This window comes from Actinoplanes sp. NPDC023801, from assembly GCF_040639655.1.
Classification (GTDB): domain Bacteria; phylum Actinomycetota; class Actinomycetes; order Mycobacteriales; family Micromonosporaceae; genus Actinoplanes.
This window is the reverse complement of record NZ_JBFAAI010000005.1, coordinates 50,049-70,144: the sequence shown is the minus strand read 5'-3', so window position 1 is coordinate 70,144 and position 20,096 is coordinate 50,049. Positions and strand designations below refer to the sequence as shown.

Below are 20,096 nucleotides of genomic sequence, written 5' to 3'. Positions count from 1 at the left end.
GCGTTGAGGAGTATCCGTGATGTCGCGCGCCCTTGTCGTGCGCGCGGTTCTGGCCCTGGTCGTGCTGGTGGTGTCGGGGTGGCTCCTGGCCACCCGCCCGCCCCGGCTCGGGCTGGATCTGCGTGGTGGTACCCAGATAGTTCTCGAAACCCGTGACGGCGAGTTCGCGAAGGCGGACGCCGTCACCACCGACGAAGCCCTCGAGGTGCTGCGGCGCCGGGTCGACGAGCTCGGCGTGGCCGAGCCGACCCTGGCCCGGTCCGGTGAGCGGCGCATCATCGTCGAACTGCCGGGCGTGACCGAACCGGCCGAGGCGGTCCGCGTCATCGGCCGGACCGCCCAGCTGACGTTCCGGCCGGTGCTCGGCACCGCCGCCGGGACACCGTCCGACTCGCCGTCCGCGGCGTCGCCGTCCGCGTCAGCGTCCCCGGCCGCACCGTCCCCGGCCGCACCGTCCCCGGCCGCACCGTCCGCGGCGCCGTCCGCCTCGGCGCCGTCCGGGACACCGGCCGGCAGCGCGGAGACCGTGCTCGCGTCCGAGGACGGCGAGCGGCTACGGCTGGGTCCGGCCGCGCTCTCCGGGCAGGAGGTCGACGGCGCCACCGCCACACCGGGGGAGTTCGGGGGCTGGCAGGTCAACCTCGACTTCCGCGGCGGCGGCGGCGAGGCGTGGCGCAAACTGACCGCCGACGCGGCCTGTGCCGCGCCCGGCGACCCGGCCCGGCGCGTGGCGATCGTGCTGGACCAGGAGATCATCTCGTCGCCGCAGGTGAACGAGGACGTCGGCTGCAACGTCGGCATCACCGGCGGCCGGACCCAGATCACCGGCACGTTCACCGACACCGAGGCGAAGGACCTGGCCCTGCTGGTCCGCGCCGGTGGCCTGCCGGTCCCGGTCGAGGTCATCGAGCAGCGGACCGTCGGCCCGAGCCTGGGTGCCGCGGCGATCGAGGCATCGGCCCTGGCCGCGCTGCTCGGGACGATCGCCACGATCCTGTTCATCGTCGGCGTGTACCGGATCGTCGGCGGGGTCGCCGCCGTGGCGCTGGTCTGTTACGGGCTCATCTCGTACGCGGCGCTGCTGGCCATCGGAGCCACCCTCACCTTGCCCGGCCTGGCCGGGTTCGTCCTGGCGATCGGCATGGCGCTGGACGCCAACGTGCTGATCTTCGAACGGGCCCGGGAGGAGTACGCGGCCGGCGGCCCGCGCCGCAGCCTGCGCACCGCGCTGCGGGCCGGGTTCACCAACGCCTGGTCGGCCATCGCCGACTCCAACATCACCACCCTGCTCGCCGCCGGTCTGCTGTTCTTCCTGGCGTCCGGGCCGGTCCGCGGGTTCGGGGTCACGCTGTCCATCGGTGTGCTGGCGTCGATGTTCACCGCGCTGGTGCTCACCCGGGTGCTGGCGTCGCCGCTGGTCGCCACCCGCTGGCTGACCCACCGCCCGAGCTGGAGCGGCCTGTCCGGGATCGGCTGGGTACGGCGGAAGCTGGAGGAGCGCAACCCGGACATCATGGGCCGGCGGCGCCTGTGGCTCGGCGTGGCGGTGGCGGCCAGCCTGCTGGCGATCACCGGCATCGGGGTGCGCGGGCTGAACCTCGGCGTGGAGTTCACCGGCGGCCGGCTCGTCGAGTATGCCGCCTCCGCACCGCTGTCCGCCGACGAGGCCCGCACCGCGGTGACCGCCGCCGGGCTGGACCGGGCGGTGGTCAACACGTCCGGCGACGGCAACATCAGTGTCCGGGCCGGTGCCTTCGACGAGAACACCGAGACCGGGGTACGGACCGCGCTGTCCGAGGCCGGCGGCGGTGACATCCAGCGGCTCCGCGACGAGAAGATCGGCCCGACCCTGGGTGAGGAACTGCGCCGCAACGCGCTCATCGCGCTGGCCGTGGCTCTCGCCGTCCAGCTGGCCTATCTGGCTTTCCGGTTCCGCTGGCAGTGGGGCGCCGCCGCGGTGCTGGCCATGTTCCACGACGTTCTCGTGCTGGTCGGGGTGTTCGCCTGGCTGGGCAGACCGGTCGACGGCGTGTTCCTGGCGGCGGTGCTCACCGTGATCGGTTACTCGGTCAACGACTCGGTGGTGACGTTCGACCGGATCCGGGAGCTGGTCCGGGCCAAGGACAGCCGCCGGACGCCGTTCGCCGCTCTGGCCAACCTCGGCAGCCTGCAGACCGTGCCACGGACGGTGAACACCGGCCTGGGCGCGATCTTCATCCTCACCGCGCTCGCGGTGCTCGGCGGTGACTCGCTGGTGGACTTCGCGGTGGCGCTGCTGGTCGGCATCGTCGTCGGCACGTACTCGTCGGTGTTCCTGGCCACGCCGCTGGCGGTCGTGTTCGAGTCGGGCCGCCACGGCCTGGTGACCCGGCACGGGCGGCCCGCGAGAGCCGAGCGGTCAGCGAAGGAAGGTCCGGGCGACCCGGAGCGCCGGGCGGGTCATCTCGCCTGAGGATGCCGCCGGAAAGGCGGTCAGCCGGCCGGGGGCCACCCTCCCCACATCGCGGAGGGTGGTCCCCGCCGACTCGGCTCGCGGGGTGGGTTCAGGCGAACGGATAGTCGACGTACGCGAACCGCGTGCCGTCCGGCGACCAGCTGTTGACGTTGACGGTGCCCTGCCCGCCGGGCAGTTCGGCCAGTGTCACCGGCGACGCCCAGTCGTCACCGGTCACCAGCCGCAGCTCGACGCGCCGGTCGGCCGGATGGCCCTCGGTGCCGGGCGGGAAGCTCAGATAGAGGACGTGATCACCGGCCGGCGACGGATGCGGGAACCAGTTGACCCGCTCGTCGTGGGTCAGCTGCTCCATCTCGGAGCCGTCCGGCCGGACGCGGGCGACCTGGGCGTGCCCAGGCGCGGTCGAGAACCGCTCGGTGTTGAAGTAGATCCACGCGCCGTCCGGCGAGTACTCGGGCCCGTCGTCGGGTCCGGCCCCGGTGGTCAGCGGGGTGCTGGTTCCGCCGCCGGACGGGATCGTCCACAGCGTTCCGGAGTCCCAGCGCCGGTTCTCGATGCCGACGTAGGCCAGCGTCGCACCGTCGGGGCTCACGCCGTGCAGGAAGTGCATCCGGTCGTCGGCGGTGATCCGCTCGGCGCGACCGCCGTCCAGCGGTGCCCGGTAGAGGTGCCCGTCGCTCGCGGACAGGAAGATCGACGTCCCGCCGGGGTCGAGCACGTGGTCGTTGTTGAGTTCCGGGACACCGTCGAGCGGTACGCGCCGGGGCGGCTGCGACCCGTCGGCGGGCAGGGTCCACAGCAGGCCGTCGCCGTTGAGCACGAGCCGGCCGTCGCCGGTCCAGTTGGGAGCCTCGAGCAGGACGGTGTTGTCGGTGTGGACCACCGTCGCGGTGCCGGTGGCGATCTCGTGGATCAGGATGCGGCACCGCTGTCCGGCGGCGAGTTCGCGTGCGTAGCCCATGCGCTGGAGTCTGGCGCAGCGGCGGCCCGCCGGCCATCCGATCCCTGCCGGCGGAACCCGCACGGTAAGGAGTGTTCCCTTTAGAGACAGTAATGCTCTTCAATGTGAGCCAGCTGACTCGTCTGCGAAAGTTGGTGGTCGCGTGCGTCCCGCCGTACGTCTGCTTCTGGCTCCTCTGCTACTGACCGCCCTTCTGCCGGGGGTGTCCACGGCCGCCGCGGCGGCGGAGGTGGGCGCTTCCACAGCCGCCGCGGCGGAGCCCGGATGGACGGGACCGCTGTCGACCCGCGGCCGCTACATCGTCGACGCCGACGGGCAGCGGTTCAAACTGCGCTCCGGCAACTGGCACGGCGCGAGCGGCACCTGGAACGGCTCGGGCGACCCGGCCGGCAACGCCGGCCACCACGCGGGCGAGAACTCCGGCCGGATCCCCCTCGGCCTGGACCGGGCGTCACTCGGTGCCGTCGTCGCCGGTTTCCGGGAACTGGGCCTCAACAGCGTGCGCCTGCCGTTCTCCAACGAGATGCTCCGCGACACCCACCCGGTCACCGACGCCGCCGTGGCCGCCAACCCCGAACTGCGGGGATCGACCCCGTTGCAGGTGTATGACCGGGTCGTCGCCGCACTCACCGGCGCCGGGCTGGCGGTGATCCTGAACAACCACACCAACACCACCCGCTGGTGCTGCGGAGTCGACGGCAACGAGCGGTGGAACACCTCGCAGAGCGTCCAGCAGTGGGAGGACGACTGGCTGTTCATGGCCCGCCGCTACCGCGACAACCCGCGCGTGGTCGGCGCCGACCTCTACAACGAGGTACGCCGTACGGTCCTGGACGACCCGAACTGGGGCCGGGGCAACGCCCACGACTGGTTCGCGGCCTCCCAGCGGGCCGGGGACCGGATCCTGACCGAGGCCAACCCGGACCTGCTGATCATCGTGGAGGGCATCAACTGGACCGGCATCCCGGTGGACGGCTTCGCGCACGAGCGGCCCACCCTCCGCCCGGCCCGCACGCTGTCGCACACCCTGATCAGGTCGGGGAAGCTGGTCTACTCGGCGCACTTCTACGACTACACCGGCCCGAACCACAGCGGCGCCACCGGCACGGGGGAGACCACCGATCCCCGCTACCGTGATCTGAGTCCCGCCGAGCTGGCCGCCGTCGTCGACCGGGATGCCCTCTTCGTCGCGGGCGAGCCCGGCAACCACTTCACCGCCCCGGTGTGGATCAGCGAGTTCGGGGTGGCCGCCGACGCCGCGCCGGGCAGTGCCCAGCGGGCCTGGTTCGAGAACTTCATCGACATCCTGGTCCGGGCCGACGCCGACTTCGCCTACTGGCCGGCGGTCGGCTGGGCGGAGAGCGGCAACGAGTGGGGGCTGCTCTTCTTCGACGCGGCGGGCCGGCGGTCGGGGCTGCTCGACGACGTGGACTGGCGAGCGACTGCGTGGCGACGGCTGGTCACCACGACGGCCCGGCAGGGATACGTCGCGCCGGTTGCGTCCCGGTCGATGCTGAGCCCTGACCACGGCGACTTCGTCGCGTCGGCGCGGATGCGCGCGCAGGGCGACTGGGACCCCGGTGCCCGTAAGGCGGCGTGCCCGGACGGTCAGCGGCTGATCGGGCTGAGCCACACCGGCAACCGGGGGCTGTGCACGGACTTCTCCGGGGCGGTGTCGTGGAGCGCGTACCAGGTGGTGAAGGACGAGCGCTACGTCTCGCACGACTGGGCGTCCGGCTACACGAAGTTCCAGTGCCCGGCGTCGTCGGCGCTGGTCGGCTACGCGGCCCGGGGTGCCGCCGTGTCGAGCGTGCTGTGTGCGGCGGCCGGGTCGCCCACCGCCGGCAGTGGCCGGACGGTGTGGTTCGACCGGGGCGACAGCCGTCCGGCGGGCGGTCCGGGCGGTGACTTCGCGAGCGGTCACTTCAAGGGCCAGTGCGCCGACGACGAGTACGTGGCCGGCGTCGCCTGGACCGGCCGGTTCCTGTCCCCGCGTACGCCCGACGCGCTCCTCTGCCGTCGCTGAAACCCCCGACGATCGGCTGAAGGGGTGTACCGAAGCGGATTCAGATCTGTCAGGATGACGTCCCTCGAAGTTTGATCGACTCGGCAGGCAACTATCCGGACCGCAGGGCCGTCTTCATGTATGTACGGCCACGGATGGCGACTGCCGGGACCCCTCGATTGTGAGAGTCATGATTCAGCGACGTAAGGTCATCATCGGCGCGATGGGCGTCGCCGCTGCCGCCACGGCTGCCGGGTGCTCGTCGTCCGGCAAGGAAAAATCGGGCGGCACGGCCTGGATCGATCCGGCGGCCAAGGCCGCACCGGTGGCCGCGCCGGTCGAGGTGACCGTGACACCCGCCACGGGGGCGGCCAACATCTCACCGGCCGACCCGATCGTCGTGGCGGCCACCGGCGGCACCGTGCAGTCGGTCAAGGTCACCGCCGGCAAGGCCGAGGTGACCGGCGAGATGCAGGCCGACGGGACGTGGCGCTCCACCGAGGACCTGGCCTACGGCAAGACCTACAAGGTCGTCACCACGACGACCGACAGCCTGGGCGCGACCGCGGAGCACACCTCCACCTTCGCCACGGTCAAGCCGGCCAACGTCGCCAGGATCACCTTCCAGGCGAACGGGCTGAACGCCCTCAAGTCCGGCGGTACGTACGGCGCCGGCCAGCCGGTGATCGTCGCGTTCAGCAAGGCGGTCAACAAGAAGGCCGCCGAGAAGGCCATCGAGATCAAAACGTCGCCGTCGGTCCAGGGCAAGTTCTACTGGAAGGACGACCGGACCGTGCACTGGCGGCCGGCGAAGTACTGGGCCGCCGGCACCACGGTCAAGGTGAGCGTCAAGGCGTTCGGTGTGAAACTCGGCAAGACGGTGTACGGCGCGAAGAACGCCTCGGCGAGCTTCAACGTCGAGCGGCAGCTGATCGCGATCAGTGACAACCGGACGCACCTGACGAAGGTCTACATCAACGGCAAGCTCGTACGCACCATGAAGAGCAGCCTCGGCAAGGGCGGCGGCACCACCGGCGCGAACGGCGAGTACATCAACTACTGGACGGCCGGCGGCCCGCACATCGTGCTGGAGAAGAAGCGGCGGCACACGATGAGCTCGGCGAGTTACGGCGTCTCCGACCCGAAGGACCCGAACTACTACGTGTCGGAGAACATCGAGTTCTGCACGCGCATCTCGTACTCGGGTGAGTTTCTGCACGCCGCCCCGTGGAACGGTTCGCTGGGCCGGGCCAACCTGTCGCACGGCTGCATCAACCTGAGCACGTCCGACGCGAAGTGGGTCTACGAGAACATGATCCTGGGTGATGTCGTCGACGTGACGAACAGCCCGCGGAAGCTGCCGATCTGGAACGGCCTCGGCGACTGGACGGTCCCGTTCGACCGGTACGGCAAGTGACCGGTCGCCGGGCCTGACTGTTCGCGAGGCCTGATCGTTCGCAAGGCCGACCGTTCGCCGGGCCGCCCGGAAGCGGCCCGGCGACGTCGGTCAGGCCCGGGTGCAGGCCGTTCCGTTGAGGGTGAACGCCGACGGCGCGGCGAACGACCCGCTGTAGGAACCCTGGAATCCGAACGAGGCGCTGCCACCGGCCGGGATGCTGCCGTTGTGGCCGGCGTTACGGGCCGTGATCGCACCCGAGGTGCCGGTGAGCCCGGCGTTCCAGGACCCGGTGATCGACTGCCCGGACGGCAGCGTGAAGCCGAGCGTCCAGCCGTTGATCGTGCTGCTACCGGTGTTGGCGACCTTCACGTCGGCGGTGAAGCCGGTGTTCCAGACGTTGGTGGCGTAGGTGACCCGGCACGCCGCGGTTCCGGGCCCCGGGCTGGACGGCGGCGGGCTGGACGGGCCGCCGCCACCGCCGTTGACGCTGGCGGAGAAACTGTTGACGCCGAGCCCCGCGCCGCCGATCCACGGCTCGAACCCGGCCTGGATGCTGGTCAGGTACCACGAGCTGGTGATGGCACCGCGGTTCTTCACGTCGTTGATGAAGTCCAGGACGCTGAAGCTCCAGCTGCTGATCGCCGACGGTGCCACATAGGAGACGACGGCGTTGGAGCCGTTGCTGCCCTGCCACACCTCCCAGGTGCGCCCGCCGATGGTGGCGGAGCCGACGCGGGAGCCGATCGGCTGGATGGAGCCCTGCCGGTTGAACCAGATCATGATCTCCTGGGCGTTGACCCCGTCCCGCTTCGGCGTGGGGTCGAGCCAGATGTCGTACGACGCGTTGTAGGTCGCGCCCGAGACGAAGTTGTAGTTGATGCTGCTCGTGGCGCTGCTGATCGCACTGACCTGGATCGGCAGGTTGGTGCCGGGGGAGCAGTTGGTGTAGTGGCAGCCGTAGTAGACGGCCGGGTACGACACCGGCGCACCACTGGTGCTGCCGACGCCCTGCTGGCTGACGATGCTGAACCCGGTGCTCGTGACGTTGATGCACTGCTCGGCGGTGGTGCCCCAGCGGTTGTTCATCACCACGTAGCGGCCGGCGATGGTGGTGGAGCCGTACTGCTCACAGATCCGGGTGTCGGCCTGGGCTGGTCCGGCGAGGGTGAGTGCGGTGAGCCCGGCTGCGGCCGTGAGGGCGGCCGCGAGCAGGGCGCGTAGGGGACGGCGCATGGAAAGCTCCTTCGGGGGAACGGTGGGAGCGCTCCCGGCGGACGTTACAACACATCGAAGGAGGTCGAAAGCCGAGGCGGTTCCGGAACGCGGTCAGGCCCCCGCGGGCGACGTGACGTGGTGACGGCCGATCGGCAGCATCAGCGGCTTGCCCGACACCGGATCGATGATCACCTGGCTCTCCAGGCCGAACACGGTGCGTACACAGTCCTCGGTCAGCACGTCGGCGGGCTCGCCGGCCGCGTGCAGGCCACCGCCGGCCAGTGCGATCAGATGGTCGGCGTACCGGGCCGCCATGTTCAGATCGTGCAACACCATCACGATCGTGGTGCCGCGGGCCGCGTTCAGGTCGGTGAGCAGGTCGAGAACCTCGACCTGGTGGCTGACGTCGAGGAACGTGGTCGGCTCGTCGAGCAGCAGCACCTCGGTCTGCTGGGCGAGCGCCATCGCGATCCACACCCGCTGCCGCTGGCCGCCGGAGAGCTCGTCGACCGACCGGTCGGCCAGGTCGGCGGTGTGGGTGGCGTCCAGCGCCGCCGCCACCGCGCGGTCGTCGTCGGCGCTCCACCGGGACAGCAGCCGCTGATGCGGATTCCGGCCCCGGCCGACCAGGTCGGCCACCGTGATGCCCTCCGGTGCGATCGGTGACTGCGGCAGCAGGCCGAGGGTGCGGGCCAGTTCCTTGGCCGGCATCCGGTGCACCTCGCGCCCGTCCAGCAGCACGTGCCCGGCCCGCGGTGCCAGCAGCCGGGACATCGACCGCAGCAGCGTCGACTTGCCGCAGGCGTTGGCGCCGACGATCGCGGTGATCCGGCCCGGCGGCACGAGCAGGTCGAGCGACTCGATGACCGTCCGATCGGCGTAGCCGACGGTCAGTTTCTCCGCCGCGAGGGAATGCTTGCTGGTCACCGGGATCCCCCCGCGGTGTGGGCGGCGGCCGGTTTCTCCGCCGCGAGTGGATGGTTGCCGGTCACAGGGAGCCTCCCGCGCGGTTGGAGCGGACGAGCAAGAAGATGAGGTACGGGGCACCGAGCACCCCGGTGACGACCCCGACCGGGAAACGGGTGTCGAAGGCGAACTGGCCGAGGAAGTCCGCCGCCAGCACCAGCAGCGAGCCGGTCAGCGCCGACGGGATCAGCAGCGAGCCGCCCGGTCCGACCAGGCGTGCGGCGATCGGCCCGGCCAGGAAGGCCACGAACGCGATCGGTCCGGTGGCGGAGGTGGCGAACGCGATCAGACCGACCGCCGCGATGATCGACACCAGGCGGGTACGTTCCAGCCGGGTACCGAGGGCGGCCGCGGTGTCGTCGCCGAGCTGCAGCATCGTCAGGTCACGGGCCCGCGCCAGCAGCACCGGGCCGAACACCACCAGCGCCAGCAGCACTGGGACGGTCTCGTCCCAGGTGGAGCCGTTCAGGCTGCCGTTGAGCCACCGGGTCGCGGCCTGCAGATCCCACTGCCCGGCCTGATTCAGGACGTACGACGTGGCGCTGTTCAGCATCGCCGCGATGCCGATGCCGATCAGCACGAGCCGGGTCCCGGCCACCCCGTCCTTGAACGACAGCAGGTAGATGATCAGCGCGACGCCGAGCGCCGCCACGATGGCGAACACCGAGACGCCGGTCTCGTCCAGGTTCAGCACGATGATGGCGAACGCGGCCGCCGCGCTCGCCGCCGAGCTGATCCCGATGATGTCCGGGCTGGCCAGCGGGTTGCGCAGCATGGTCTGGAAGGTGACGCCGCCCAGCCCGAAACACACGCCGGTGACCAGGGCCAGCACCGCGCGGGGCAGCCGCAGCTCGCCGACGGTGAAGGAGGCGCCGGGCACGGTCTCACCGAGGACCACCCGCAGCACGTCGCCGGGCGGGTAGAAGGTCTGCCCCACCATCAGCGAGACGGCGAAGACCGCGGCGACGGCCACCGTGAGAACGGTCAGTACCGCCAGGCGCCGCCGTCCCCGCCGGATCCGGCCGCGGGTCACGGCCTCGAGCGTCGTGGTGCTCACAGCTCACGTACTTTCTGGCGGCGGACGATGTAGATGAAGAACGGGGCCCCGATCAGCGCGGTGATGATGCCTGCCTCGATCTCGTCGGGCCGGTTCACCACCCTGCCGAGCACGTCGGCGAAGGTCAGCAGCGCCGCGCCGGCGAGCGTGACGAACGGCAGCAGCCAGCGGTGGTCGAGCCCGACGAGCAGCCGGCACATGTGCGGGACGATCAGGCCCACGAAGGCGATCGGCCCGGCGACCGCGGTGGCCGCGCCGCACAGCACCACCGCGCCGAGGGCGGCCGCACCGCGGGCGATGGCCACCCGCTCGCCCAGGCCGGCGGCGAGTTCGTCACCGAGCGCCAGCGAGTTCAGCGGCCGGGCACTGAGCAGGCAGACGACCAGGCCGGCGATCAGGAACGGCAGGACCTGAACGATGCTCTCCCAGCTCGCGCCGCCGACCCCGCCGACCTGCCACGACTGGAAGTTCTCGGCGATGTCGCCACGCGGCAGCACCACCGCGACCACCAGTGAGGCCAGCGCGGCCGAGGTGGCGGCACCGGCCAGGGCGATCTTCAGCGGGGTGGCGCCACCACGGCCCAGCGAGCCGACCGCGTAGACGAAGACGGCCGACAGTGCGGCACCGGCGATGGCGACCCAGATGTACTCGGTCGCGGTCGACAGTCCGACGGTCACCATGGCGACCGCGATCGCCAGCATGGCGCCCATGTTGATGCCGAGGATGCCCGGGTCGGCCAGCGGGTTGCGGGTGACGCCCTGCATGACCGCCCCGGACAGTGCCAGCGCCGCGCCGGCCAGCGCGGCGAGGACCGTACGCGGGATGCGTTTGACGACCGCCGCCTGATCGAGGGTCTCGTCGGTGCCGCCGGTCGCGGCGACGATGTCGGACCAGCCGACGATCCGGGAGCCGAAGGCGACCGAGGCGAGCGTCACGGCGGCCAGGACGGCCACCAGCACCAGCAGCCAGCCCAGACGCACCCGGGCCGGGCGTCGCAGTGCGGCGACGTCCGGCCCGGACGGGGTTTCCAGTCGTGTCATCAGAGCTTGTCGGCGGCCTTGCCGAGCAGGTCGACGTAGTCCTTGAGCACGAACGAGACGGCCAGCGGCGTCGGGTTGGCGGCGGTGGCGACCGGGGTGCTGCCGGGCAACGACACGAACGAGCCGCGGGCGATCGCCGGGATCTTGGACAGCAGCGGGTCCTTCTGCAGCGTGGCCAGGGTGGTGCCGGCGGCGTCGCCGTAGGTGACGATGATGTCGACGTCGCTGAGGTTCTGCACCTGCTCGGCGCTCTGGGTGAGGCTGAACTCCTGCGTGGTGGCGGAGGCCTTCTCGATGCTGGCGGGGTGCTTCATGCCGAGATCGACGAAGAACTGCGCCCGGGTGTCGTGGGTGGTGTAGAAGCTGACCTTGCTGAGGTCCGTCGGGTCGATGTGGGTCAGGAACATCACCGACTTGCCGGCCAGCTTCGGGTAGCGGGCGGCCTCGTCCTTCATCTGCTTCTCGATGGTGGCGATCAGCTTGTCACCCTCGGCGGCCAGGCCGAGCGCCTTGCTCTCCAGCTTGATGCTGTCGCGCCACGAGGTGGCCCAGGCCGCCTTCGGGTACGCCACGACCGGCGCGATCTTGCTGAGGGTGTCGTAGTCCTGCTGCGTCAGCCCGGAGTAGGCGGCCAGGATGACGTCCGGCTTGGTGTTGGCGACACCCTCGAAGTCGATGCCGTCGGTCTCGTCGAACAGCACCGGGGCCGGCGCACCCAGCTCCTTGAGCTTCGCGGCGTCCCAGGGCAGCAGGCCGTCGCCGTCCTCGTCGCCGAAGTTGGCCTTCGCGTAGCCGACCGGGACGATGCCGAGGGCCAGCGGCACCTCGTGGTTGGCCCAGTTCACGGTCGCGACGCGCTCGGGCTTCTTCTCGATCGTGGTGCTGCCGAACGCGTGGGTGACGGTGACCGGGAACGCCGCGGCGGCAGAGCCCGAGGTGGTGGGGGCGGCCTCGTCGGCGGAGCCGCCGCAGGCGCTCAGCGCCAGTGCGGTGGTGAGGGCGACGATTCCGGCGAGGAATCGGGTTGCGCGCATGGCGGGGGAACTCCACTTCGTAGCAGGTAAGGCATGGCTAACCTAACAGGTCGCGAACGGTGTCGGATGATCGACTCCCTGGTCAGCGCTATTGCATCGATGTGCTTACCTGGGTCAGCCGGTGTCCTCCACATCACGGGGTGAACAAATGCGACGATCCACTAGATGGGGAACCGTCCTCTTCACGTCCGTGCTCGGGAGCCTGTTCGCCGCCGCGCCGGCGGATGCCGCGGGTGCCGGGGTCGCCCGGGTCGCCGGCACCGACGTTCTGCACACCGCCGCGAAGGGCCTGCAGAACCGGGTCGTGGTGACCCGGTCCGGTAACGCGGTCACGATCGACGACCGGGTCCCGGTGAAGGCCGGCGCCGGTTGCACGGCGGTCAAGGGCGACCGCACCAGGGTCGTCTGCCGGACCACGCAGGCGCCCACCGGGGTCCGGGTCCTGACCGGGGACCGCGCCGACTCGATCGTCAACCGCAGCGACCTCGCGATGACCGCCGACGGTGGCACCGGCGCCGACACCGTCATCGGCGGGCCGCAGGCCGACACGCTGCGCGGTGGCGGCGGCAAGGACCGGATCCACGGGTACGGCGGCGACGACCAGCTCGACGGCGGGCCCGGCAACGACCGGCTGATCGGCGGCGCCGGTGACGACTGGATCCGTGGGGTGGGCAGCCGCAGCGCCGGCACCGACCGCGACGTCCTGTGGGGCGGCAGCGGCATCGACGTGGCCGACTACTCGGCTGCCACCACCCCGGTGCGGGCCGACGCCGACGGGGTGACCGGCGACGACGGCCGCCGGGGCGAGCGCGACACCCTCAAGAACGACGTCGAGGGCCTGATCGGTGGCCGGGCCGGGGACCGCCTCGCCGGCAGCGCCCGCGTCGACTTCCTGCGTGGCGGGCCGGGCAACGACACCCTCCTCGGGTACGGCGGCGCCGACCATCTGGCCGGCGAGCTCGGTGCCGACCTGCTCGACGGCGGCGCCGGTGACGACTCGCTGCGAGGCGACGACCCCGGTCTGGGCGCGTTGTCCGCCGACGTGATGCGCGGTGGCCCCGGCGTCGACTTCGTGGTCTACGCCACCTACGTCACCCCGGTCGCCGTCGACCTCGACGGCCGCCCCGGCGACGACGGCCAGGCCGGGGAGCGCGACACGGTCGGCGCCGACGTCGAGAACATCGTCGGCGGGCACGCCGCCGACCGGCTGACCGGTAACGCGTCCGCGAACCGGATCGACGCCGGCGAGGGCGACGACGTGATCCGTGGTGGTGCCGGCGACGACGTCCTGATGGGCTCGGACGGCCGGGACAGCATCTACGGCGAGGCCGGTGACGACGAGATCGGTGACTTCGACGTCGACGCGGACCTGCTCGACGGCGGCGACCACGCCACACTCGGCGACCGGTGCGTGGTCTCCGGCGACGACACCACGGTCGGCTGCGAGAGGTAGGCCCGGGACGAGGTGACACCGGGCGGAAGGTGATTTCCGGCGGGAAAGGTGAGCCGGACGGCCCAGCGGGGTAGCAGCACCGGAACCACAACGGCCGTCACAGGAGAACACGTGCGACAGGTGCACCCTTACTCGCGAACCATCGTCCTGCTACCGGCGTACCGCCCCGGCCCCCGGCTCACCGAACTGATCATGGAACTGCTGTCCGAGGTGCCCGCGGCTTCACAGATAGTGATCGTCGACGACGGCAACGACCCTGCCTGCTCCCAGCTGCGGGCGGCGGAGGCCCTCGGCTGCACCGTCCTGCGGCATTCGATCAACCTGGGCAAGGGTGCCGCACTCAAGACCGGGCTGGAGTACGTCTGTGCCACGCATCCGGGTTTCGACGTGGTCTGCGCCGACACCGACGGCCAGCATCGGGCCTCGGACATCCGGCTCGTCGCCGAACGCCTCGATACCGGCCGTGTCGTCCTCGGTGTGCGCGACACCCGGCAGATGCCGCCACGCAGCCGGTTCGGCAACACCCTGACCCGGTGGCTGTTCCGGGCGGCGACCGGACGGGAGGTCGACGACACCCAGACGGGTCTGCGGGGACTGCCCGCCGGCCTGCTGGACCGGTTGTGCGCGATCCCCGGTGACGGTTTCGAGTACGAGATGAACGTGCTCCTGGACGCGGCCGAGTCGGACCTGCCCATCGAGCAGGTGTCTGTTCCGGTGCGCTACCTGGACGGCAACGCGGCGTCGAACTTCCAGGGCATCACCGACTCGGTACGGGTCTACCGGCCGCTGGTGAAGTTCGTGACGAGATCGCGGCGGCGTGAAGGATCGGCTCCGGCCGGCGTCAGCGACCGGTGAGGCGGCGGTTGACCTCCTCGGTCACCCGGGTGTGCAGTTCGGCCAGCTGCTCGTCGGTGTACTTGCCGAGGTCGCCGGCCGCCGTACCGGTGTCGTCCCGGTCCTGCCGCTGCTTCTCCTGCTCCATACGTCTGAGTTCCTGCTCCTCGGGTGAGCCGGGCGCCGCGTACGCGCACCGGATCAGCACGCCGTCGGCGGTCTTGAGGCACGTCGCCTCGCGGCCGCCGACCTGGCCGCGGCCCTCCACCCGGTAGCGGATGCTCTGCTCGCTGCCGACCGTGGCGGTCCACGTGGTGCCACCGGTCGGCACCACCTCGAACACCCGGTCGTCGTTGTAGCAGCAGACGTCCCGGTACTCGGCCTTGATGAGCTGCACGATGGCCTCCGGGGAGGACCACGTCGGGTTCAGCCGGTGCACGGTCATCGGCGCGAGGCCGAGGCCGGAGTGCCGGGTCGGCACGGTGGACACGGCCACCACCGAGCTCGCCTCTCCCCGCGGCGTGAGCGGCGTGACGTACGCGCTGTCGGTCCCGTCGGTGTATCGCAGCGTGAACTCGGCGTCGTTGTCCTCGTTGGCGCCGTCGTCGGAGGCGTCCCAGCCGCCGCGCTCGAACCACCAGTCGGCGAACCCGCCGACCGCGGCCGTGCCTTCGCGCTGCCGGGCGGCAAGGCTGATCGGATAGGTCGGTCCGGGGACCGAGGCGGTGTCCGTGGTGACCGTCAACTGGCCGGTGCGCCCGTTGTAGAGCGCCACGCCGGCCGGCCGCTCGGTGACCGTCAGAACGCCGACCTGCCGTTTCAGCGGCACCACGACGGTCGGGACATCGCCGGTGCAGAACACGTAGACGTCCTGTGAGTCGAACCTGACCCACCGCTTCTCCGCCGAGATCCTGCGCCCGAGATTGTGGCCGAACCAGCCGTCGACACGGGCACCGGCCGCGTCCAGGTCGAAGGAGCAGCGCTGCGAGTCGCGGCTGTTGCTGCCGAGCGGCACCTCCTGGACCAGGCCGACCTCGTAGCCGGCGAGCCAGCCGCGCCGCTCCACGAGCGTGCCGAACCGGTTGGCGTCCGGCAGGTAGGTGATGTCGAAGATCTCCCCGGTGACGTCGCCGAGGTTGGGCGCCGCCTGGGCCTGACCGACCACGTACGGGGCGCGGGCCGCCAGCCCCGGCACCGGGTCGTCGACCACCCGCATGGCCGAGGCGTAGTCGCGGTCCTGCCGGTAGGAGTTGTGGACCAGCAGGCCGATCCCGAGGACCAGCCCGGCCGCCGCACCGAGCCAGGACAGCAGGATCACCCCGCCGGAGGCGTGCGTGCCGCGTTCCCGCCGCAGGGCACTTCCGATGTGGGGCGCGGACGCCAGCAGCACGATCAGCACGACCGGCGCCAGCCACGGCACGAGTTTCCGCAACTCCCAGACGACGATCGTGGACACGTACGACGCCCACCAGACGATCAGGGCGACGGCGACCAGAGGGATGACCCACCGCAGCGTACGAACCATCGGTTCCTCCTCGGCCGGGGAACCTCCGATTCTGCGGCATCACGTCCACCATGGCGGCGCCGTGTCCACAAGGGGCCACACCACCCCGCTGTCCCAAGAATGATGTTCCATGCGGCGTCCCAGACGGTGAGCGCCACCCCGTCGAGCTGGTCGAGCAGCCGGCGCACGCCCGCCGGGATCTGCTGGGAGATCCGGCCCGGCACCCGGAACGCGCCGAGTCGCCTGGTAGACGACGTGCTGCCGTCCGTGCGTGGCGACGTGCGGCTTGCCGGTGGGCGCAGCTCACCACGCTGCGGGGTAGGGGTGCTTGGCGCGGTGAGGGACGGGGCGGGGGCTACAGCGGGCCGAAAGCCTCCGCCGGGGTGACGTGCAGTTCTAGGGCCTCCAGCACGGTCAGGAGCTGTCGTTCCTCGTACCGGAAATGGCTCTCCATGATCGCGGAGACGCCGTCCAGATGCCGCCGCAGCTCGTCGGGCCCGGCCGCGCCCTCCACGGCGGCGCCCAGGCCGCCGAGCAGATAGCCGATCATGGAGTGGTCCTGTTCGAGTTTCCGCAGCACCGGCCGCAGATCCGGATGGGCGGCGGCGATGGCCGGGAACAGGGTGCGGTCCTCACCGCGATGGTGTCCGTCGAGGGCCGCGCAGAAACCACGGCAGTAGAGGAGCAGGTCCTTCATCGCCTCGCCATGGAGGAAGTCGAGGGAGTCGACGGAGTCCAGGGAGTCCAGGACCAGCTGCAGTGCTTCGCGCAGGCGGCGGTGCACCGCGCGCATCTCATGGCTCCAGGCCACCAGCCTGGTCGTCTCGCGCTCAGACACGCGAAGACGAAGGGTACGACGACAACGCCGGTCTCCTTCGGTTCGGCGCCTCCATGCCTGACACGGTCTGCCACCGGCACGCGACGCTGACGACGACCTTACACGCCCGGCCATCCGCCGCGGGTGAGGCGCCCCAAGGTCCCCCGGCCCAGGCTGGAGCCGCATCCATGGTCCGTGACGGAGGGGGCGACCGGCATGGGCGAGGCGTTCCTGTGGGGTGCGGTCAGTGCGTCGGCGCTGCTCGTGGGGGCCCTCATCGCCTTCCGGTTGCGACCGGGCCGGCGACTGATCGCCACGGTGATGGCGCTCGGTGCCGGCCTGCTGCTCGGCTCGGTCTCGTTCGAACTGATCGACGAGGCGCTCAAGACGCGGTCGGTCGCGGGCGTCGCCCTGTTCGTGCTGATCGGCGCAGGGGCATTCACGCTCGGTGACTGGCTGCTGAGCCGGCGCGGCGGTGGCGATCGCAAGGACGCCGAGGGTGCCCAGGCCTCCGGCTCGCCCCTGGCCATCGTGCTCGGGTCGGTGCTCGACGGTATCCCTGAATCGTTCGTGCTCGGCCTGACCGTCCTGCGGGGGCAGGTCAGCATCGCCCTGCTGGCGGGGATCGTGCTGTCGAACCTGCCGGAGGGGATGGCCTCGTCCAGCGGGCTGCGGGAGGCGAAGTGGCCACAGGGCCGGGTGCTGCTGATGTGGTCCGCCGTGGTGCTCGTCTCCGGCCTGTCGGCCGCGGCCGGTTACGCGCTGCTCGACCCGGCGAACGATCTCACCGGCGCGCTGGTGCAGGCGTTCGCCGCGGGCGCTCTCCTGGCCATGCTGTCGAACACGCTGCTGCCGGAGGCGTACGAGGTGGAGGGGATTCTGACCGGTCCCTTCGTGGTGGCCGGTTTCGCCGTCTCCCTCGGCCTGTCCGCGCTGTGAACCGTCGGTGACCGCCGGTGTCGACGTGGTGCGCCCGCACCCGGAGCCCCGCGGTCCCCGGCCGCCTCGCGATGCTGCTCCGGGTTCTCTTTCCGCCACGACTTCTCATCGACACGCCGGTGCGGCCGATGGGGTGATCGTGGAGGAGGCAACCATCCCACGGTGGCGGCTCACGCGCACGCTCACCGCGGCCATCGCCGTCGACGTGGTCGCCTGGCTGTGGTTCCTGGTCGGCCTGGCCCGGCCGACACCGCCGATGGCCGGGTGGGCGCTGCTGCTGTTCGCCGTCCCGATCGCGGTCGTGATCTCCTGGCGGGCCGGGGCCGACGGGCACACCTTCTGGCGGTACGTCTCGGCCGGCATGGTCGGGATGGGCCTGGCGTCGGCCTCGGCGGCCCGGGATTTCTACAGCGGCGAGCAGAGCGGTCAGCAGATCGGTGCGGTCAGCGCGGTGCTCTACGTCGGCGGCCTGCTGCTGATGCTGCTCGGCCTGCTGCGGATCCCCGGCGCCCAGCGGACCCGGATGGAGTGGACCCGGTTCGGGCTGGACGTCGCCACCATGGTGGTGATGGTGCTGACGTTCAGCTGGCACCTGGTCCTGCCCCGCTGGGAGAGCTGGACCAACGGCAGCGCGGCCGGCACCGCCTCGGTGGTGGTACTGGGGGCCGCCGCGGGGATCGGCATGCTCGCCTTCGTCAAGGTGTCGTTCACCGGAACCGGGCCGATCGACCGCCGCGCGCTGTACATCCTCGCGCTGACCGGCGCCGTCGGCGCGATCGGCGGGGCGATGGCACCGCTGCTCGCCGAGCGGCCGTACCTCAACACCGGCCATGTGCTGCTCCCCACCACCAGCCTGCTCGTCTGCCTGGCCGCGGACCGTCAGCTGCGGGCCTTCCGGGCCGGGCGCCCGGATCCCCGGCCGCTGTCCCGGCGGCCGAGCGTCATGCCGTACACGGCGGTTCTGGCCACCGGCGCGCTGCTGCTGGCCGGCGCGTCGAACGGCGCGGGCCTGATGGGGGTCGCCACCGGTTCGGTCGTGGTCACGCTGCTCGTCGCGACCCGGCAGGTGCTCGCACTGCGTGACAACGCGCGGCTGCTGGACGACCTCGACGCGCGTCAGCGGGAGCTGTCCTACCGGGCCGGTCACGACGGTCTGACCGGCCTGGCGAACCGCACGGTGATCGTCGGCGAGATCACCGCGGCGCTGGCCGACGACCCGTCGGATGTCACGGTCGCGCTGATCGACCTGGACAACTTCAAGGAGATCAACGACGACCTCGGGCACCCGGTCGGGGACGCGCTGCTCGCGGCCGTCGGCGAGCGGGTGTCGGAGCGACTGCCGGCCGGGTGCGTCGTGGCCCGGCTCGGCGGTGACGAGTACGCGCTGCTGCTGCGCGGTGACCACACGGCGGCGATCACCGCGATCGCCGCCGACCTGCGCCGCCCGCTGTACGCCGGTGGGCACGAACTGGTCGTCGAGGCGAGCATCGGGCTGGCTCCGGCGCAGGCCGGTGACACCGCCGACGAGCTGCTGCGCCGGGCCGACGTGGCGATGTACGAGGCGAAGGGCCAGGGCAAGGGCCGGCACGTCGTCTACCAGAACCGGATGGACCAGCGCACCGCCGAGCAGTCGCGGGTGGCCGCCGACCTGCGCAGCGCGCTCGACACCGACCAGCTGCACCTGATGTACCAGCCGATCGTGGCCCTGCCCGGCGGTGAGCTGTTCGGGGTGGAGGCACTGGTCCGCTGGACGCACCCGGACCGCGGCCCGGTCGGGCCCGGCGCGTTCATCCCGGCAGCCGAGCGGACCGGCCTGATCGTGCCGCTGGGCGCCTGGATCCTGGAGGAGGCCTGCCGGCAGGCGGTGCGCTGGCAGGAGGAGATGGGTGACGCCGCGCCGCGGACGGTCACCGTCAACGTGTCGGCCCGTCAGCTGCGCGAGGCCGGGTTCGCCGGTGAGGTGGAGGAGGTGCTCCGGCGTACCGGACTGGCGCCGCACGTGCTCACCGTGGAGGTGACCGAGACGGCGGTGTTCGACGGTGGTACGGCACTCGACGAGCTGAAGGCGATCGCCGCGCTGGGCGTGAAGATCGCGCTCGACGACTTCGGCACCGGCCACTCCTCGCTGGGGTTGCTGCGTACCTGCCCCGCCGACATCCTCAAGGTCGACAAGTCGTTCGTCGACGACGTGACCGAGGGCGGCGAGCAGGCGGTCATCGTGGCCGCGCTGCTCACCATCGCCGACGGCATGCGCCTGCGCGCGGTGGCCGAGGGTGTGGAAACCGCCGATCAGGCCGCCGAACTGCACCGGCTCGGGTACCGCTACGCGCAGGGCTACCTCTTCGGCCGCCCGATGCCTGCCGACGCGATCAACCTGTACCGCCCCGCGCACGACGGTCAGCGCGTCGCCGCGTAGA

15 protein-coding genes are annotated in these 20,096 nt (G+C 71.4%); 7 read left to right on the top strand and 8 right to left on the bottom strand.

The features are described 5' to 3' along the window. The first annotated feature begins 19 nt into the window (after positions 1-19). Entirely contained in the window at positions 20-2,452 is a 2,433-nt protein-coding gene (secD, locus tag AB0G04_RS12310; protein ID WP_360980941.1) for a protein translocase subunit SecD, read from the top strand. A 91-nt stretch (positions 2,453-2,543) separates the two neighbouring features. Here the strand turns inward: secD and AB0G04_RS12305 are convergent, their stop codons facing one another. Next, the gene (locus AB0G04_RS12305) at positions 2,544-3,416 is read right to left on the bottom strand and encodes a hypothetical protein (protein ID WP_360980938.1); all 873 of its coding nucleotides are present in this window, start codon (positions 3,414-3,416) and stop codon (positions 2,544-2,546) included. Positions 3,417-3,558: 142 nt separating this feature from the next. Here AB0G04_RS12305 and AB0G04_RS12300 point away from each other — a divergent pair, with 142 nt between their 5' ends. Both AB0G04_RS12300 and AB0G04_RS12295 read left to right on the top strand, forming a co-directional pair. Continuing rightward, positions 3,559-5,442: a cellulase family glycosylhydrolase gene (locus AB0G04_RS12300; RefSeq protein WP_360980935.1), complete on the top strand. Its 1,884-nt coding sequence runs from the start codon at positions 3,559-3,561 to the stop codon at positions 5,440-5,442. 169 nt (positions 5,443-5,611) lie between these two features. After that, entirely contained in the window at positions 5,612-6,838 is a 1,227-nt protein-coding gene (locus AB0G04_RS12295; protein WP_360980932.1) for an Ig-like domain-containing protein, read from the top strand. A 90-nt stretch (positions 6,839-6,928) separates the two neighbouring features. Here the strand turns inward: AB0G04_RS12295 and AB0G04_RS12290 are convergent, their stop codons facing one another. The 5 genes from AB0G04_RS12290 to AB0G04_RS12270 form a co-directional block, all read right to left on the bottom strand. Then, the gene (locus AB0G04_RS12290; protein WP_360980929.1) at positions 6,929-8,053 is read right to left on the bottom strand and encodes a cellulose binding domain-containing protein; all 1,125 of its coding nucleotides are present in this window, start codon (positions 8,051-8,053) and stop codon (positions 6,929-6,931) included. Positions 8,054-8,146: 93 nt separating this feature from the next. Then, positions 8,147-8,962: an ABC transporter ATP-binding protein gene (locus AB0G04_RS12285; protein WP_360980926.1), complete on the bottom strand. Its 816-nt coding sequence runs from the start codon at positions 8,960-8,962 to the stop codon at positions 8,147-8,149. A gap of 61 nt (positions 8,963-9,023) precedes the next feature. Next, positions 9,024-10,058, bottom strand: a complete 1,035-nt coding sequence (locus AB0G04_RS12280) for an iron chelate uptake ABC transporter family permease subunit (RefSeq protein ID WP_360980923.1) — start codon at positions 10,056-10,058, stop codon at positions 9,024-9,026. Beyond that, complete coding sequence (locus AB0G04_RS12275) at positions 10,055-11,098, bottom strand: iron ABC transporter permease (protein WP_360980920.1); 1,044 nt, start codon at positions 11,096-11,098, stop codon at positions 10,055-10,057. Before AB0G04_RS12275 ends, AB0G04_RS12280 begins: the two co-directional genes overlap by 4 nt. Further along, positions 11,098-12,132: an iron-siderophore ABC transporter substrate-binding protein gene (locus tag AB0G04_RS12270; RefSeq protein WP_360980917.1), complete on the bottom strand. Its 1,035-nt coding sequence runs from the start codon at positions 12,130-12,132 to the stop codon at positions 11,098-11,100. The genes AB0G04_RS12275 and AB0G04_RS12270 overlap by 1 nt, the downstream gene beginning before the upstream one ends. Positions 12,133-12,280: 148 nt before the next feature. Between AB0G04_RS12270 and AB0G04_RS12265 the strand changes: the two genes are divergently transcribed. Both AB0G04_RS12265 and AB0G04_RS12260 read left to right on the top strand, forming a co-directional pair. Beyond that, the gene (locus AB0G04_RS12265; RefSeq protein WP_360980914.1) at positions 12,281-13,585 is read left to right on the top strand and encodes a calcium-binding protein; all 1,305 of its coding nucleotides are present in this window, start codon (positions 12,281-12,283) and stop codon (positions 13,583-13,585) included. A 111-nt stretch (positions 13,586-13,696) separates the two neighbouring features. After that, entirely contained in the window at positions 13,697-14,440 is a 744-nt protein-coding gene (locus AB0G04_RS12260; protein ID WP_360980911.1) for a glycosyltransferase family 2 protein, read from the top strand. On the opposite strand, the gene AB0G04_RS12255 is transcribed toward AB0G04_RS12260, so the two are convergent. Continuing rightward, positions 14,427-15,944, bottom strand: a complete 1,518-nt coding sequence (locus AB0G04_RS12255; protein WP_360980908.1) for a hypothetical protein — start codon at positions 15,942-15,944, stop codon at positions 14,427-14,429. The genes AB0G04_RS12260 and AB0G04_RS12255 overlap by 14 nt on opposite strands. 334 nt (positions 15,945-16,278) lie before the next feature. Continuing rightward, on the bottom strand, positions 16,279-16,761 hold the full coding sequence (locus AB0G04_RS12250; protein WP_360980905.1) for a hemerythrin domain-containing protein: 483 nt from the start codon (positions 16,759-16,761) through the stop codon (positions 16,279-16,281). A 174-nt stretch (positions 16,762-16,935) separates the two neighbouring features. Here AB0G04_RS12250 and AB0G04_RS12245 point away from each other — a divergent pair, with 174 nt between their 5' ends. Both AB0G04_RS12245 and AB0G04_RS12240 read left to right on the top strand, forming a co-directional pair. Beyond that, on the top strand, positions 16,936-17,679 hold the full coding sequence (locus tag AB0G04_RS12245; protein WP_360980902.1) for a ZIP family zinc transporter: 744 nt from the start codon (positions 16,936-16,938) through the stop codon (positions 17,677-17,679). A gap of 139 nt (positions 17,680-17,818) precedes the next feature. Beyond that, positions 17,819-20,095 carry an EAL domain-containing protein gene (locus AB0G04_RS12240; RefSeq protein ID WP_360980899.1) on the top strand — a complete coding sequence of 759 codons (2,277 nt, stop codon included), beginning with the start codon at positions 17,819-17,821 and terminating at the stop codon, positions 20,093-20,095. Position 20,096 lies beyond the last annotated feature (1 nt).